Origin of the sequence: Synechococcus sp. UW106, assembly GCF_900474015.1 — a bacterium.
GTDB lineage: Bacteria > Cyanobacteriota > Cyanobacteriia > PCC-6307 > Cyanobiaceae > Parasynechococcus.
In genome coordinates this window covers 172,187-188,233 of record NZ_UCNV01000008.1, presented here as the reverse complement: position 1 = coordinate 188,233, position 16,047 = coordinate 172,187, and the positions used below count along the sequence as shown (strand labels likewise).

Sequence of the window (16,047 nt, the reverse complement as noted above, 5' to 3'; positions counted from 1 at the left end):
CTCAGGCCTTGTCCAATCCCAAGGGATAGGTGAGCCAGGCCTGACGGTCATCCGTTCCACCCTTGGGACGGACCAGGCGCCAGCTTTGCCCGTGGGAGCCCCGTTGCAGAAACAGCTCAAACGGGCTGTCCACCTGAACGCGGTCACCGGGCAGCTGCCAATCGAACCGGCCCGAAACCCTCAAGCCCTGCTCATCGCCCAGGGCGAAGCTTTCCTGGTCTTCGACCCGCACACGACTAACGCTGGGGGCGATGGGCATCGGGGTGAGGTCCAGGGAGCTGGCGATAGCCGTCTGGGTGAGCTGAATCTGCAGGGCCAGCGCTTCATTCAATAGAGAGCGTGGCGGTTGGGATCCACTGCAGGCCGTGAGGGAAACCACGATCGACAAAACGCACAGCGCCTGAAGAAACCTTTGCAAGACACGCTTCAAACAAGACACAGGCAATGACAGCTGCGGCAACATGACGCGGTTGGAACCTCTCCCCATGATCGGCTGGCTGCAAGGACGACCGATGGAGTGCTGGACTCAAGGCAACCGTAGCGGCGTTCTGTTGCTTTGCGGTGGTGTCGGGTATGAAGTGCATCTGACGGAGCGACATCAGCAGAGCCTTTCTGCTGACTGCGATCTGAACCTGTGGATTCATCAGGTGCAGCGGGAGGACGGCAGCAGCCTCTATGGCTTTCCTCTCCGTCAGGAGCGGGATCTGTTCAGGCTGCTGATCAGCGTCAGCGGTGTTGGTCCCCAGGCCGGTCTGGCCCTCATGCAGGAGTGCAGGCCACAAGAACTCGTGGAAGCGATCAGCAGCGGAGATCTGCGCCGACTTTGCAAGGCGCAGGGCATCGGCAAACGCACAGCAGAGCGCCTTGCAGTGGAACTCAGGGCCTCCATCGCGGCATTCGCGGGCGTTGATCCAGCTCCCTCCCTGGCTGAAGGAATCAGCTCAGAGCAGATGCCAGAGAGTGGGGCCGACGTCGAAGCAACCCTGGCAATGCTGGGTTACGACGATCTCGAAATCCGTCGCGCCATCCGTGCCATCGCCGAGGGTGCAGATGGCCCCCCGCCTGCCGGAGGCGACCAGGACGCTTGGCTGCGGGTCTGCCTCCAATGGCTAAGTCGCGAATCGGCCTGATCCGTCCCTCGCAAAGGTAAGCTAGTTGTTTGCACTGACAGGGCCGCCCCCCGCGCATGTCGCTTGATACCACCGAGAAGCAGCAGCTGATCAACACCCACCAGACCCACGGCACCGACACCGGTTCGGCCGAGGTCCAGGTGGCCATGCTGAGTGAGCGGATCAACCGTCTCAGCAGCCACCTGCAGAACAACATCCACGACTTCTCCTCGCGTCAGGGGCTGCTCAAGATGATTGGCCGTCGCAAGCGTCTGCTGAGCTACATGCGCAGCAAGAGCGAGCAACGCTACGCCGATACGATCGCCAAACTGGGCATCCGCGGCTAATCGAACTGCCCCATGGCTGAGCAACGCAATGCCCTTCCCTTCGAGCCCAAAGGGTCTGGGAAGGGAAGCAAGCCTGCCTCTGGGGCTCCCAGACAGGAAGCCATCCCTCGGTATGTGGCCGATCGAATGGCGCGTCGTGTCGCTGTGTTCACAGGACTCCCGTCTCTGGCTGGGATGGGAGTTTTTGTTGGCAGCTACGTCGTCGTCACCCGTGGCATCGCCGATATCGCTCCGGGGCTCACACTCGCGGGCTCCGGTTTGTTTTTCCTCCTTGGGCTGGTGGGTCTCAGCGTTGGTGTGTTGACAGCCAGCTGGGATCCCGAACCCGGTTCCCTTTTGGGCTTTGAGAACTTCAAGCCCAATCTTCAGCGGATGCGTGAGTCGATCCGGGCCCAGAAGCAACAGCAGAGGGAATCAGAGCCCTGAACAGTGCTGTTCTGATGAGCTACAGCATCAAGTGAGAACCAGACGCTCGCTGCTACGGGCTTCAAAGGCTTGGTTGCGCAACGATTCGATCGCTGCATCGACGTTTTTAACGCAGAACTGAGGGCCAAGTCGCACGTAGCGAACGGTCTCGCCATGACGCACCTCGGCTACCACAGGCACTTTGACGCCCAACTCATCGCGTTCGGGACGATGTTGGTTCAGGCATTCCCGCAACTTGTGCTGAATGGCGATATCACTGGCCTGATCAGAAGGGAGCTGAACCAGAAGCAGATTGAGCTCATCAACGGCGCGGCAGTCGTCAATGATCAGCTGCACGCGCTCGTCACGCCGATCCACCCCAGCCCATACCAGCAAGCGGGCTTCGGCCATCAGATGATCCGCGAGGCGGGCGTAACTCTTAGGGAAAACAACGGCTTCGCAGCTTCCGGTGAGATCCTCGAGCTGAAGAATTGCCATGCGGTCGCCCTTACGGGTGGTGACCTGGCGCATCTCCGCCACCATCGCAATGGCACTCACCTTTGTTTTATCCGGCTGCTCCTCAAGGGATCCCAGGCCGATGGGCGCCAGCAGTTTCGAGGAGGGCGTGAGCTGTTTAAGGGGGTGATCTGACAAGTAGAAGCCCACCAAATCTTTTTCAAGGCGCAGCTTTTCTGTCGGGGGGTAATCCGGCACCGGAGCAGCTTTGGGGGCATGGCTGAGATCAGCCGGGCCAGCGTCATCGGATGCAGGGGCCATCAAATCGAAGAGATTGCCCTGACCGCTGTCACGGTCCTTGGCCCGTGAGGAGGCCCAGTCGAGCAGCAGATCCAGATCGGCCATCAGCTGGGCACGATTGGCCTGCGGATCCATGGCATCCAGGGCGCCGCAGTGAATCAACGATTCCAGGCCACGACGATTGAGCACCGAAGACGGGATCCGATCACACAGATCGGCCAGGGAGTGAAAGGGCCCATCGCTATCGCGGGCGGCTATCAACTGCCGAATCGCTCCGTCACCAAGGTTGCGAACAGCGGAGAGTCCGAACAGGATTCGATCTCCGTTGGGGGTGAAATCGGTCAGGGAGGCATTCACATCCGGAGGCATCACCTCAATCCCCATTGCATTGCAATTGGAGATGTAGCGCTGCACCTTGTCTGCAGCTCCGGCATTCACCGTGAGCAGGGCCGCCATATAGGCCACCGGATAGTGCGCCTTCAGATAGGCCGTCTGATAAGTGACGGCGCCGTAGGCCGTGGAATGGCTCTTGTTGAAGCAATATTCAGCGAAGAGAACCATCTGATCGAACAGTTCGTCGGCGACCTTTTCATCAACGCCACGCTCTCCAGCTCCTTTGACGAAGATGCCGCGATGTTTCTGCATCTCTGAAACTTTTTTCTTGCCCATCGCTCGTCTCAGCAGATCGGCCTGACCCAGGGAATAACCAGCCAGATCCTGAGCGATACGCATGATCTGCTCCTGATACACCATGATCCCGTAGGTCTCCGACAGGATCGGCTCCAAGATCGCGTGGGCGAAATCAATCGCCTCCCGCCCGTGCTTGCGGTTGATGAATTTGGGAATCAATCCAGCATCGAGGGGGCCCGGTCTGTAGAGAGCGAGGATTGAGGAAATGTCTTCGAGAGAAGACGGCTTGAGATCGCGCACGATCTGCCGCATGCCACTGGATTCCAGCTGGAAGATCCCCTCAAGGTCACCGCGAGCGAGAAGAGCGAAGGTCTCTTCATCCTCCGGAGGGAGCTTGTCGGGATCGACGCGGGTTCCACTGCTGACCTCCACCAGCTCAAGCGTCTTTTCAATCATCGTGAGGTTCTTCAACCCCAGGAAATCCATCTTCAACAGACCCATGGATTCCACGTCTTCCATGAAGTACTGCGTGATGACCTGACCATCGTTGTTGCGCTGCAACGGCACAAGCTCATCCAGAGGGTCAGCGGCAATGACCACCCCGGCTGCATGCACACCAAAGGTTTTATTGGTGCCCTCAATCCGCATCGCCATGTCCACCCAACGCTTGACCGTTGGATCCGACTCGTACTTCTCGCGGAACTCGGGATTGGGTGATTCCTCACCGATCATCGCCTTGAGCTTGGCGGGCTTGCCGCGAACCACCGGGATCAGTTTCGCCAGACGGTCGGCATCGCCATAGGGAATATCAAGCACCCGGGCCACATCCTTCAGAACCGCCTTGGAGGTCATCCGGTTGAAGGTGATGATCTGGGCCACCTTGTCTTCGCCGTAGCGCTCGGTGACGTAGTCGATCACCTCACCACGGCGTTCAATGCAGAAGTCGGTGTCGATATCAGGCATCGACTTGCGTTCCGGGTTGAGGAAACGCTCGAACAGGAGGCAGTTGGTGATCGGATCGATGTTGGTGATCCCAAGGCAGTAGGCGACAAGCGAGCCTGCAGCAGAGCCCCGGCCAGGGCCTACAGGAATGCTCTGTTCCCGGGCAAAGCGGATGTAATCCCAGACCACCAGGAAGTAGGTGGGGAATCCCATCTGCTCCATGATCTTGAGCTCGTGGCTCATGCGCTCGGCGTAGTCGTCGGGCAGAGGAGCATCGACACCGAGCTCGAGGCGATCCCGCAGACCTTGCTCCGTCACCTCCCTCAGGTAGCTGACAGGGGTATGCCCTTCGGGAATCGGGAAGCGGGGCATTTGGTAGCGCCCGAGGATGTCGTAGGGCTCCACCTTGTCGGCCACTTTGACGGTGTTGGCAATCGCCTCCTGGACCACCTCAGGCTCCAGATGGTCACCGAAGAGACACCCCATCTCCTCTTCGGTCTTGATGTATTCGGTTCCCGTGTAGCGCAGTCGCTTCTCATCGGTGATCAACTTGCCGGTGAGCACACAGAGAAGAGCGTCGTGGGCTTCGACGTCCTGCTTGCTCAGGTAATGGGCATCGTTGGTGGCAACAATCTGGATGCCGAGTTCCTTGGCGATTTTGACGATCTCGACGTTGACGATCCGATCTTCCGGAGATCCATGGTCCTGGATCTCGAGGTAGTAGTCATCGCCAAAAACCTCCTGGTACCAGGCCGCCACCTTGCGTGCCACATCAGGACGACCACGCAAAATCGCCTGGGCAATCTCGCCACCAAGGCAGGCCGTGGCAATGATCAGCCCCTCGCTGTGTTGCTTCAGCAGCTCCTTGTCGATGCAGGCACGGGAAAAAATGCCGCGTCCCCGCATCCCCCGCAGATGGCTGATGCTGGTGAGCTTGACCAGGTTGCGGTAGCCCGTGGCGTTTTTGGCAAGCACCACCAGGTGGTACCGCTTCTCTTTCTTGGGTTGCGGATCATCAATGGACCCGTTGATCACGTACATCTCATTGCCGATGATCGGCTTGAGATCGGTGCCCTGACAAAGCTTCAGAAGCTCGATGGCGCCGTACATCACGCCGTGATCGGTCAGGGCGATCGCTGGCATGCCTAGTTGCTTCGCCCGCTCCACCATGGCCGGCAACTGCGACGCCCCGTCGAGAAGGCTGTAATCGCTGTGGTTGTGGAGAGGGACGAATGCCATAGGGTCAGATTAGGACCCAACGCAAGATCCAGCGTTCACTGGGAACGAAACACCCCACATGTGGCGGAGCTCAGGGAACCAGAGCGGCTTCAGGGCGTGAAGCGAACACCTGCGCAGCCTGCTCGTACTGGTGCGCCACCTGGAGCAGACGCGGTTCGTCCAAGACATTGCCGATCAGCTGCATCCCAATCGGCAAACCCGCCGCACTGAATCCGCAGGGAACACTGATGGCAGGCAACCCGGCCAGGTTCACCGGGATCGTCAGCAGGTCAGCGAGGTACATCGCCAGAGGGTCATCGGCATGGGCGCCAGCCTTGAACGCGGTGGACGGTGCGGTTGGAGTGAGCAGCACATCAACACTCTGGAACGCAGCATCAAAGTCACGCCGGATCAGGGTGCGCACCTGCTGGGCCTTTTTGTAATAAGCGTCGACGTATCCGGCGGAAAGGGCATAGGTGCCAATCAAGATCCGCCGCTGAACCTCCGCACCAAACCCCTCAGCACGGCTTCGTGCTGTCATCGCGGCAAGGCTCTCGGCGTCGTCCGCACGAAAGCCGTATTTGACCCCGTCGTAACGGGCCAAATTGGCAGAGGCCTCCGACGGCGCAATCACGTAATAGGTGGCGATGCCGTCGTTGAAACGGGGGCAGCTCACCTCCACCAGCTCAGCGCCAAGAGCCTCCAGCTGAGCAGCAGAGGCCTGCACCGAAGCCTTGACCTCAGCATCGAGGCCTTCGGCATCGAAGCACTCCTTGATCACACCAACCTTGAGACCCTTGATGGGCTTGTTTAGGCCGGCACTGAAGTCCGGCACAGCCGCATCAAGGCAAGTGGAATCACGAGGGTCGGGCCCTGCGATCACCTGAAGCAGTTCGGCCACATCAGCCACACTTCCTGCAAAGGGACCCACCTGATCCAAGGAACTGGCAAAAGCCACCAGACCCCAACGACTGACGCGGCCGTAGGTGGGTTTAAGACCCACAACGCCACAAAACGACGCAGGCTGACGGATGGAGCCTCCGGTATCGGACCCCAGAGAAGCAACGCAACTCCCTGAAGCGACGGCCGCAGCACTGCCACCGGAGCTTCCGCCCGGTACATGGGCTGTGTTCCAAGGGTTTTGAGTCGCACCAAAGGCCGAGGTTTCCGTGGAGCCGCCCATAGCGAACTCATCCAGATTCGTCTTACCCACCAGCACACCTCCGGCTTGCCAAAGCCTTTCGGTCACTGTTGATTCGTAGGGAGGCACAAACTGTTCCAGCATGCGGCTGGAGCAGGTGGTGCGAACACCTTTGGTGCAGAGGTTGTCTTTAACGGCCAGTGGCAATCCAGCCAGAGGGCCGAGGGTCTCTCCAGCGGCCCGTGCTTCATCGATGCTGGATGCATCAGCACGGGCTTTTTCGCTCGTCACCTCAACAAAAGCATTGAGAGACGGCTCAGAGTTTTCGAGCCGCTTGAGGTGTTGATCAACGAGCTCACGGGAGGAAATCTCACCGCTCTGCAGTTGCTGACGCCACGCGCTGATCGTCATGTCCCTGCGATCCATTGCAGGAAGGACGCTATCAGCCGCTTGATCAGCCCTCAGCGGTGATGGTGAGGGGCTCGGAGCGACGGGTCCGCAGCAGGGAGTGGCTGATCGACTGGGGTTGCTCAGACTTGACGTCGTCAAGGAAGGAACTCAGCTCGTTTTCCAAACCTTTGCGGGTGACAAACGGACCAAACCAGTAGGTCACATCGGGACCAGATGTCTGAATCCGAGCCCACCAGGCGACCCCAAGGCCATTGGCAAGGCTGCGCAGCGGCCGGATCAGGGGACTCATGGGGGGGTAGAAAGACCTAAAAGCATTGTGCCTCGCGAACCGGCAAAACCGAGCTGTTTTCAGGGAGATAGCTGGATATTCTGATCGAACTCCGGCGCAGCAACTTGTTGAGACGGATGGAGATCCAGATCAATCCGTTGGTCAGGAACCTTCTCCACGGGTTGTTCAGGCGGTTCAGACGCCTCAGTGGACGTCTCAACCCCAGCGAGTTGGGGGCGTCGAATCGGGGGTGACGGCGCCTGGCCGTGAATGTCCTTCATCCAGTTGCGTCGCGCCACCTCATAAACGCAAAGTGCCGTAGCAACGGATGCATTCAGGCTTGGGGTAATGCCCCGCAGCGGAATGCGGACCAACTGATCGCAGTGACGCCGGGTCAAAAGCGACAAGCCCTGGTCCTCTGACCCGGTGACCAGCACCAATGGGCCACTGAGATCAACATCCGTGAGGGTCACGTCCCCTTCTGCCGCAAGGCCCACCACCCTGTATCCCGCATCCTTGAGCTTTTCCAAAGACCGGTTGAGGTTGACCACACGCGCGACCGGAAGGTGTTCAAGAGCGCCGGCTGCCACTTTGGCGGCCGAACCGGTTAAACCAGCACTCCGTCGCTGAGGAATCACCACACCATGGGCTCCCATCGCCTCGGCGGAACGCACGACAGCACCGAGATTGTGGGGGTCCGTGACACTATCCAAAGCCACCAATAAAGGGGGTTCCCCGAGATCCGAACAGCCATCGATGAGGCTTTCGAGATCGAGGGTTTCAGCCGCTGCCGTCTGAAGGGCAATGCCCTGGTGAACGGAACCACCTGTGATCTGTCCAAGCCGAGCCCAGGTCACCTCTTCCACCAAGACTCCAGACGCCTTGGCATCGCGCAAGAGCTGGAGAAATTTGGCCGCACTGCGCATCTCCGGGGTGCACCAAATGCGATGAATGGGTCGTCCTGCCTCCAACGCGGCTTGGGTGGCATGGCGCCCCCAAATCAGATCATCTGCCGGAGGTGTGGCTGCTGCGGCCTCCGGTGCTGCATCCAGTCGCTGGGAACGGCCATTGTCGTAGCGCGATCGGGGGCGCTGGGACGGCTGGCGCCGTTCATCCCCGGAGCGACGACGGTCACCGTAACGATCATTCCGATCCCGAAATCGTCCGGGCCCTGAACGGTCGTTCTGAGATTCCGTACGAAAAGCATTCTGATCCCGGTCGAAGGAACGGGATCGATCCCCGAATCGCTCTCTGGGGCGATCATCAGATCGATTGCCGGGTCGATCTCCGAATCGCTCTCTGGGGCGATCACCGGATCGATTACCGGGTCGATCTCCGAATCGTTCTCCAGAACGATTGCCGGGTCGGTCTCCACCCCGAGGACGCTCCCAGCCCTCATCCCTCGGCGCTCGTCGGTCGCGAAAACTGCTGCCATCTCGACCAGGTTTGGCGTAAGGCGAACGACCGCCGTCGGAACGACGATTGCTTGGCATGGGACGACCGTTGCCAGAGCGCCCCACCGAGGAGCGACCAGCGGATGGACGTCCACTGGGAGGCCTGCCTCCTGGTGGTCGTCCACTGCCACTCCCTCCTGGCCCCGAACGACCATCGCGGGATGGGCCGCTGGAGCGGCGTTCAAAGCGAGGGCTCATGGTGTGCGAGGCAACGTTATGGGTTGGATCCGGCTTGCTCCAGGTGATCGAAGAGCTCAGCAAGCCGGGCTGGATTGTTCAGAAACAGCCAGCCAACCATTGTCTCAAACCCCGTGGCCCGTCCATACACAGCGGCATCGGCTCGACGCGGACCACGGCCTGCACTGTTGCGACCCCGACGAACCAGATCGAGTTCCTGGGAGTCCAGGAGTTGACGGTCTTCCAGCCAAGTCAACAAACGGGATTGGGCATCGGCTCGAACATCGGCCACAACAGCACGATGCAAATGGTCGGAACGGCCGGGTCTGGCTCCATGGCGGAGCCGTTGATGAAGCTCCCAGACGGCATCTCCGATCCAAGCCAGCTGCAATGGGCCCAACTGATCGTTCAGACCACTGGGTGACTGATTACGAATCCAGTCGCTCAAGCGGCCAATTGGTTCAGAGCTGTCGGAAGATCCTCCACCAGATGGAGAAACTCTTCGAGCCGCACCAACTTGATCGTCTGCGTCACACGGGTGTTCCCCACAAGGAGAAACGAACGTTTGGCATCCGTGCATTGTTTGGCCAACTGCACCAGGGCGCCAAGACCTGATGAGTCGAGAAAATCGATCTTGCTTAGATCGAGAACAGCTGGAAGCTTGTTGGCTTTCAAAACATCGGCCACGTACTCCATGAACTGCTTCTCGGAGTACGCATCCAGTTGGCCGGTGAAGTGAAACACCAAACAGCAATCCTTCTGTTCAAATCCGCCCCGTAGAGAGACGGTCAGTCGCTGCAGTTCGCTGATGGGATCAAGCCCCCCAGGCATCATCGGCACGAAGTGTAGTGATGCTGAGCCTGGGCAACCACCTCATCAACGGCGATCGGCCATGAGCGTCACAAAGCGGGCGAAATGATGATCCGCGTCATGCGGTCCAGGACTGGCTTCCGGGTGGTATTGCACACCAAAAACGGGCTTGTGACGGTGAGCAATGGCCGCCACGGTTCGGTCGTTCAGATTGAAATGGGTGACATCAATGGCGTCGGCATCCAGAGATTCGGCAGAGAGGGCAAACCCGTGGTTCTGACTGGTGATTTCAACCTGCCCCGTGGTGCCACAGGGATGATTCAAACCACGATGGCCATAGGACAGCTTGAAGGTCTTGCCGCCGAGTGCCAGGCCGAGAATCTGATGGCCCAAACAGATCCCAAACAGCGGTAGATCGGCCTCCTCCAAGAGAGTCTTGGCCAGGGCAATCCCATGGCTCACCGCCGCAGGGTCTCCAGGACCGTTGGAGAGAAAGACACCATCCGGACGATGGGAACGAACCGTGGCCAGATCGGTGTCTGCAGGGAGAACAGTGACGTCACAGCCATGGGCGACCAGGCGATCGAGAATGGCGCGCTTGATGCCGAAATCGATGGCGACAACGCGGAAGGGGGCGTCACTGCGGCGCTGCAGGCGCTGATCGAAGCCAACACTGCAGGCTTGATTCCACTGGTAGGGCTCACGGGTGGTGACGCGATCCGCCAGGTTCAGTCCTTCCATCGAAGGCGCCTGCTTCAAGAGCTCAAACAACTGCGCAGGTGTCTTGCCGTCACTGCTGATCACACCATTCATGGCACCGACCTCGCGCAGATGACGCACCAGCGCACGGGTGTCTACACCGCTGATACCCACCAGTTGATGGCTCTGCATCCAGGTGTCGAGAGTCTGTTCGCAACGCCAGTTGCTGGGCGACGGCGCCAGCTGGCGTGCGATCACACCAAGGGCGTGGGGACGATCGGCTTCCTGATCGTCGGCATTAACCCCGGTATTGCCGAGTTCGGGATAGGTGAAGATCACCAGTTGTCCGGCATAGGAGGGATCCGTCAGCACCTCCTGATATCCGGTCATCCCGGTGTTGAACACCACTTCACCGATGGTTGTACCGCGATGGCCAAAGCCGACACCGGTCAGAACCGTGCCATCGGCAAGGACGAGATAGGCCTTGTCTGATGGGGAGTCGGGCATCGGAGGGCCGCCGAAGGGCATCAGTCACTCATTCTCCATCTCCATCGGACAGGGCATCCCGCAGAGCGACAAGCTTCTCCCAGGCCTTGCCCTCTCGCAGAACCGTCATGGCCTGTGCAGCCGCCGCCGTCAGATCGGTTTGCAATCCAGCGGCCCAAAGCACCAATGCCGTGTTGAAGGCAACCACCTCCGTTTGAGCGAGCGATCCATGCCCTTGCAGAACATCTCGCAGGATCTGCTGATTCACCGAGCAATCACCACCACGCAGCAAATCGAGGCCGGCACCTGTCAGGCCCAGATCTTCAGGGCAGACCTCCTGGCTGCTGATGCCCCCCGATTCGATCAAACGCAAGGCGTTGGGGCCAGCCAAGGAAGCCTCATCGAGACCGCCAGCGCCGTGAACCACAACGGCACGGGTCAATCCCAACTGCTGGAGGGCACCTGCCATGGGATCGAGAAGCTCCGGACGGGCCACACCAAGAACCTGGGCCTGGGGCTGCAGTGGGTTGACCAGTGGACCCAGCAGGTTGAACACAGTGCGAACGCCCAGACGGCGTCGTAATGGAGCCAGATTCACCAAGGCGGGGTGCCAGGCCGGAGCAAACAAAAAGGTGACACCGGTTCCAGGCAGAGCCTCCACCACCTTGTTTAAGGGTGCCTTGAGGTTGAGACCGAGCCCTTCAAGAACATCGGCTGAGCCCACCTTGCCACTGGCGCTGCGGTTGCCGTGCTTCGCCACATTCACTCCACAGGCGGCGGCGGCAAAGGCGACAGCAGTTGAGATATTGAACGTGTCTGCACCGTCACCACCGGTGCCACAGGTGTCGACCATCGCCAAATTGGGCCGGGCGCAGGGAAGTGGGCACGCTTCCCTCAAAACAGCTGCCATGGCTGCAAGCTCATCGGCCACCATTCCCTTGGCTCTCAGACCAGCGAGGAACGCCCCTGTTTGAACGGGCTCGAGCTCCTCGGCCAGCCAGGCATGCATCAGGGCGGTGGCCTCATCGGAGCTGAGGTGGTTGCCCTGCAGCAGGTGGTCCAAGCGAACCGACCAAGAGCGCGTGTCTGAGGACATGGAAGAGAAGCTGGCAGTAAAAAACCCGGGTGCGAGGCACGCCGGGCCAGGTGATGGGGACGTCTCCACTATCCCTCAGATGAGTGGCGGACGACCAGCGGTTCAAGACGGATGCCTAGGTTGGCGGCCCAACGGGACCCACGAGCTCGCATGGCTGCCCTACGTCTCGACTTGATCGGCCGCTACTTGCGCCCCCATCGACGCACCGTCCTGCTGGGAGCCATTGCACTGGTTGTGGTCAACATCCTGCGGGTGACGATCCCGATGGAAGTCCGCAGCGTCGTGGATGAGCTGCAAGAGGGATTCAGTTACGCCGGGGTCCTGCGCCAAGCGGGATGGGTCGTGCTTCTCGCGAGCACCATGGGGGTCATTCGACTGGTCTCGCGCCAACTCGTCTTCGGCGTGGGCCGGCAGGTGGAAGTGGAGCTGCGTCAGCGCTTGTTCGAGCACATGCTTCGCCAGGAACCCGATTGGATTCAGAGCAAGGGCAGTGGAGAGGTGATCAGTCGCGCCACCAGCGATGTGGAAAACATCCGGCGCCTGCTCGGATTCGCGATTCTCAGCCTGACCAACACGCTGCTGGCCTACGCGCTCACGCTGCCAGCCATGTTGGCGATCGATCCATGGCTAACCCTGGCCGCCGTCGGTCTGTACCCCGTAATGCTCAGCACGGTGAGGCTGTTCGGCGGGCGCATGATGCGTCAACAACGTGCGCAGCAGGAAGAACTATCGGCGCTCAGCAATCTGATTCAGGAGGATCTGTCGGGCATCGGAGCCATCAAGATCTACGGCCAAGAGGCTTCGGAACAGGATGCCTTCGCGACGCGAAACCGCCGTTATCGCGATAGCGCCATTCGTCTGGCGAGAACACGGAGCACCTTGTTCCCTCTGCTTGAGGGGATTTCGTCCATCTCTCTCCTGTTGCTGCTGGCCATCGGCAGCGGTCAGCTCGAATCCGGTCGATTGAGCATTGGTGGCCTGGTCGCCCTCATTCTTTATGTGGAGCAACTTGTATTCCCGACCGCACTGCTGGGATTCACCCTCAACACCTTTCAGACCGGACAGGTCAGCCTCGAGCGGGTGGAAGAGTTGCTCCGACGCGAACCGAAGATCAAAGATCCAGAGCAACCCACCGATCGACCTCATCCGACGAACCAACGCAGGGGTCGCTTTGAAGCCCGTGACCTGACCGTTCAATACGAGTGTGCTGAGCACAACACGCTCAACGGCCTGAGTTTCTGCATCGAGCCGGGAGAGTTGGTCGCCGTTGTTGGTCCGGTGGGATGCGGCAAGACCACCCTGGCTCGCTCCTTCGGGCGCATGGTTCCTCTCGAGCCCGGGAAGCTGTTCCTGGATGGGGTGGATGTAACCCAGATGCCCCTGCAGGAGTTACGCCGTGATGTGGCGATTGTTCCCCAAGAGGGCTTTCTTTTCACCAGCACCCTGGCGGACAACATTAGGTATGGCGACCCTGCAGCCACAGATCAACGGGTTGAGCGGGCAGCAGGCCAGGCCCGTCTCGCTGATGACATCAAGGGATTTCCAGATGGCTTCGAAACGATCGTTGGGGAACGCGGCATCACGCTGAGTGGTGGTCAGCGTCAACGCACAGCGCTCGGACGTGCCTTGCTGATGTCGGCCCCGGTGTTGGTTCTCGATGACGCCTTGGCGAGTGTCGATAACAACACCGCAGCAGCCATTCTCGATTCGATCCGGGCGCAGGACGATCGGACCATCGTGATGATCAGCCATCAACTTTCTGCAGCCGCTGCCTGTGATCGCATCCTCGTAATGGAGAGCGGGCGCATCGTGCAGCAGGGACACCACAGCGCGTTGATTCAGCAACCTGGGGTCTACAAGCGACTGTGGGAGCGTCAGCAGGCGGCGCAACAGCTGGATGCGATGGCTTCCTGAAGAATCTCCGAGCTGTTTCTGACAATCGCCGTGTCCATGGCTTAGCTGTGGTGACGGCAACTTCTTCCATGAACAGCGGATCCCCCTTCGCGGTGCGCTGCACGCTCACCTTTGGTGACATCTACGGGCAGGTGCTGGCTTGGATGGCAGTGATTTTTGTGAGCTTGGCCTCTGGTCTCGCGCTGATGGGGTCATCGCGCCCGGTGTTTGCGCTTGTAGGTGTGGGACTCATCCTGGTTCTCAGCCTGCCTTTTCTCCTTTTTGCATTTGTCACAACGCTGCTGAACCATATTCAACTGGAACCACAAACACCCAAAGCTTCAGAGAGCTGAAAGCGAAAGCCTCAATTAAATCCACAAACATCGACACTGCTTCGCTACTGAACAAGCAATGAGAAGACGATAAACCACGATTTTCAGACTATTTTGATGCCTTCAACAACAGACCCCTGAAGACATTTTTAAGCGAGCAATCCCGAACGGCCTTCCGTTGATCTGCCGCCAAGCTAATAACAAATTCATCCATTCGTCAAAGACGCAACGGTCAGCCGACATTCTCCACATCAAATTTTGAGCACATCAAAAAACGTGTGATCAATGACATCAATCTGATAACCAGTTCTAAGCAGACACAAATCTGATTTCAAACGGATTCAAATTCACCGCCCGCTCGTTTCTCTCAAACCAAGCTGGTTCTTGCCGGAGGGATTTCATCTCTATAAGGGCATCCAGCCACGACGAATCTTTGATGTGCCGAAGCATCACGCCGTTGAATCAGCTGCCTAAGATTGGCTGATCGACGGAATCAACATGCTGCCCTCTTGGTTGTCTCCCCGCGGCGGCGCTGAATCATCTGCACCGACAACGCACGCTGTTTTGGGGACACCGCTCACTGCCCCATTGATGGCGGACCAAGAGGAGGCGATCTTTGCTTGCGGATGCTTTTGGGGAGCTGAAAAAGGGTTTTGGCGGCTGCCGGGAGTCGTGACCACTGCCGTGGGCTACGCGGGCGGTCAAACGGAGCAACCGACTTACAACCAGGTCTGCTCCGGCAGAACAGGGCACACAGAAGTGGTCCGCGTGGTTTGGAGTCGCCCCGCTCTGGACTTCAGCGACCTGCTGAAGCTGTTCTGGGAATGCCACGACCCCACCCAGGGCAATCGGCAAGGCAACGACACCGGCACCCAATACCGATCAGCCATTTACACCTTCAACCCGCTGCATCTTCAACAGGCCCAGGCCAGCCGAGACGCGTATCAAGTCGCCCTTTCCGCCAAGGGCTATGGCGCCATCACCACCGAAATCCTGGCGGATCAAACCTTTTACTTCGCCGAGGAGTATCACCAGCAATACCTCGCCAAACCGGGAAGCCGCCCCTACTGCTCCGCAATGCCAACCCAGACGCTGCTCGGCGACTTCGAAGGCTCCAACTACAAACTCCCGAAGCAGGTTTGGGACAAGTACGACTGGTCCATCAGTCACTGCGTACTCCGATCCGACAACAGTCCGATCGCGCTGACCTAAGGAGATCCAGCTCCTGCACGGCCGCAAACACGCTGCAAAAAAACAGTCGTTTCGGCCAGGATGTTCAAGAGCCCAATCAATGGCATGCCCGAGCCCTTGTCTGATCGGCAGGTGATCCTGGCCATCGCCCTCACGCTGATTTTGGTTCTCGGCCTGATCCTCGGCAGTGTCTCCCTCAACCGAGAGCAGCAAGCTCCATTTCTCTGGCGGGAGACGCCTCAACCCAAAGTGACACCATTGGCAATCTGACCACCTGCCCAGAAGCAGATTGCCCTCTAGTGCGATCGTGGATGCAGAGGGACCCCTCCGATCTGCAGTGAGTGCGCGGCCTGATCCATCCGAGCAGCGACAACTGCATCCTCTGCCCAGAGGGCTGGTTGAGCTCTACGGCTTGATTGCCGTTCTTGTTGTGCTGATCCCTGAGTGGTTGGCGGATGGAACTCTGAATCTTGGCCAAGCCAAAGGCCCTGCGGCACTCCCCATGCGGTCCAGGGCTTGGCGCACCCTTCCGGAACTCCGTTTGGCCGCGATGAGCTTGGCCGAGCTCCGTAAGGCCGCCTCAGAACTGCGTCTGTATCACTACGGATCAGCAAGTCGAGACAAGCTCACCACTCGGTTGCTTCGACGACTCAGACGCCGGGATGCACTGTGATAACTTAAA

The 16,047-nt window shown here is 59.3% G+C and carries 17 protein-coding genes; 8 read left to right on the top strand and 9 right to left on the bottom strand.

Annotated features, from left to right (window positions below; genetic code table 11):
• Position 1: 1 nt before the first annotated feature.
• Positions 2-463 carry a hypothetical protein gene (locus tag DXY30_RS05740; RefSeq protein ID WP_170951162.1) on the bottom strand — a complete coding sequence of 154 codons (462 nt, stop codon included), beginning with the start codon at positions 461-463 and terminating at the stop codon, positions 2-4.
• 22 nt (positions 464-485) lie between these two features.
• Between DXY30_RS05740 and ruvA the strand changes: the two genes are divergently transcribed.
• Genes ruvA through DXY30_RS05725 form a run of 3 tightly spaced genes read left to right on the top strand, consistent with a single transcriptional unit; the run spans position 486 to position 1,882 of the window.
• Positions 486-1,130 carry a Holliday junction branch migration protein RuvA gene (gene ruvA, locus DXY30_RS05735; RefSeq protein ID WP_115093745.1) on the top strand — a complete coding sequence of 215 codons (645 nt, stop codon included), beginning with the start codon at positions 486-488 and terminating at the stop codon, positions 1,128-1,130.
• 56 nt (positions 1,131-1,186) lie between these two features.
• Positions 1,187-1,456 carry a 30S ribosomal protein S15 gene (gene rpsO / locus DXY30_RS05730; protein WP_006851408.1) on the top strand — a complete coding sequence of 90 codons (270 nt, stop codon included), beginning with the start codon at positions 1,187-1,189 and terminating at the stop codon, positions 1,454-1,456.
• 12 nt (positions 1,457-1,468) lie between these two features.
• Complete coding sequence (locus DXY30_RS05725; protein WP_115093744.1) at positions 1,469-1,882, top strand: PAM68 family protein; 414 nt, start codon at positions 1,469-1,471, stop codon at positions 1,880-1,882.
• 27 nt (positions 1,883-1,909) lie between these two features.
• Here the strand turns inward: DXY30_RS05725 and DXY30_RS05720 are convergent, their stop codons facing one another.
• The 8 genes from DXY30_RS05720 to trpD all read right to left on the bottom strand — a co-directional run bounded on the left by DXY30_RS05720 (position 1,910) and on the right by trpD (position 11,949).
• Positions 1,910-5,428 (bottom strand): DNA polymerase III subunit alpha, encoded by a 3,519-nt coding sequence (locus DXY30_RS05720; protein WP_115093743.1) that lies wholly within the window; start codon positions 5,426-5,428, stop codon positions 1,910-1,912.
• Between the two features lie 70 nt (positions 5,429-5,498).
• A complete protein-coding gene (gatA, locus tag DXY30_RS05715; RefSeq protein WP_115023369.1) occupies positions 5,499-6,974 on the bottom strand; it encodes an Asp-tRNA(Asn)/Glu-tRNA(Gln) amidotransferase subunit GatA in 1,476 nt (491 codons plus the stop codon).
• Between the two features lie 28 nt (positions 6,975-7,002).
• Positions 7,003-7,248, bottom strand: a complete 246-nt coding sequence (locus DXY30_RS05710) for a DUF1816 domain-containing protein (RefSeq protein ID WP_115093742.1) — start codon at positions 7,246-7,248, stop codon at positions 7,003-7,005.
• Between the two features lie 59 nt (positions 7,249-7,307).
• Positions 7,308-8,879 carry a 23S rRNA (guanosine(2251)-2'-O)-methyltransferase RlmB gene (rlmB, locus tag DXY30_RS05705; protein WP_115093741.1) on the bottom strand — a complete coding sequence of 524 codons (1,572 nt, stop codon included), beginning with the start codon at positions 8,877-8,879 and terminating at the stop codon, positions 7,308-7,310.
• 16 nt (positions 8,880-8,895) lie between these two features.
• On the bottom strand, positions 8,896-9,306 hold the full coding sequence (locus DXY30_RS05700; RefSeq protein ID WP_115093740.1) for a Mini-ribonuclease 3: 411 nt from the start codon (positions 9,304-9,306) through the stop codon (positions 8,896-8,898).
• The gene (locus DXY30_RS05695) at positions 9,303-9,692 is read right to left on the bottom strand and encodes an STAS domain-containing protein (protein WP_115093739.1); all 390 of its coding nucleotides are present in this window, start codon (positions 9,690-9,692) and stop codon (positions 9,303-9,305) included. Before DXY30_RS05695 ends, DXY30_RS05700 begins: the two co-directional genes overlap by 4 nt.
• Before the next feature lie 42 nt (positions 9,693-9,734).
• A complete protein-coding gene (gene carA / locus DXY30_RS05690) occupies positions 9,735-10,895 on the bottom strand; it encodes a glutamine-hydrolyzing carbamoyl-phosphate synthase small subunit (protein ID WP_170951161.1) in 1,161 nt (386 codons plus the stop codon).
• A 7-nt stretch (positions 10,896-10,902) separates the two neighbouring features.
• Positions 10,903-11,949 carry an anthranilate phosphoribosyltransferase gene (trpD, locus tag DXY30_RS05685; RefSeq protein ID WP_115093738.1) on the bottom strand — a complete coding sequence of 349 codons (1,047 nt, stop codon included), beginning with the start codon at positions 11,947-11,949 and terminating at the stop codon, positions 10,903-10,905.
• A 150-nt stretch (positions 11,950-12,099) separates the two neighbouring features.
• Here trpD and DXY30_RS05680 point away from each other — a divergent pair, with 150 nt between their 5' ends.
• The 5 genes from DXY30_RS05680 (at position 12,100) to DXY30_RS05660 (ending at position 16,038) form a co-directional block, all read left to right on the top strand.
• Positions 12,100-13,863: an ABC transporter ATP-binding protein gene (locus tag DXY30_RS05680; RefSeq protein WP_115093737.1), complete on the top strand. Its 1,764-nt coding sequence runs from the start codon at positions 12,100-12,102 to the stop codon at positions 13,861-13,863.
• Between the two features lie 68 nt (positions 13,864-13,931).
• Entirely contained in the window at positions 13,932-14,195 is a 264-nt protein-coding gene (locus DXY30_RS05675) for a hypothetical protein (protein ID WP_115093736.1), read from the top strand.
• A 477-nt stretch (positions 14,196-14,672) separates the two neighbouring features.
• Positions 14,673-15,386, top strand: coding sequence for a peptide-methionine (S)-S-oxide reductase MsrA (gene msrA, locus DXY30_RS05670; protein WP_115093735.1), 714 nt, complete (start codon positions 14,673-14,675; stop codon positions 15,384-15,386).
• 84 nt (positions 15,387-15,470) lie between these two features.
• Positions 15,471-15,635, top strand: coding sequence for a hypothetical protein (locus tag DXY30_RS14030; RefSeq protein WP_170951160.1), 165 nt, complete (start codon positions 15,471-15,473; stop codon positions 15,633-15,635).
• Positions 15,636-15,702: 67 nt separating this feature from the next.
• Positions 15,703-16,038 (top strand): hypothetical protein, encoded by a 336-nt coding sequence (locus tag DXY30_RS05660; protein ID WP_115023381.1) that lies wholly within the window; start codon positions 15,703-15,705, stop codon positions 16,036-16,038.
• The last annotated feature ends 9 nt before the right edge of the window (positions 16,039-16,047 follow it).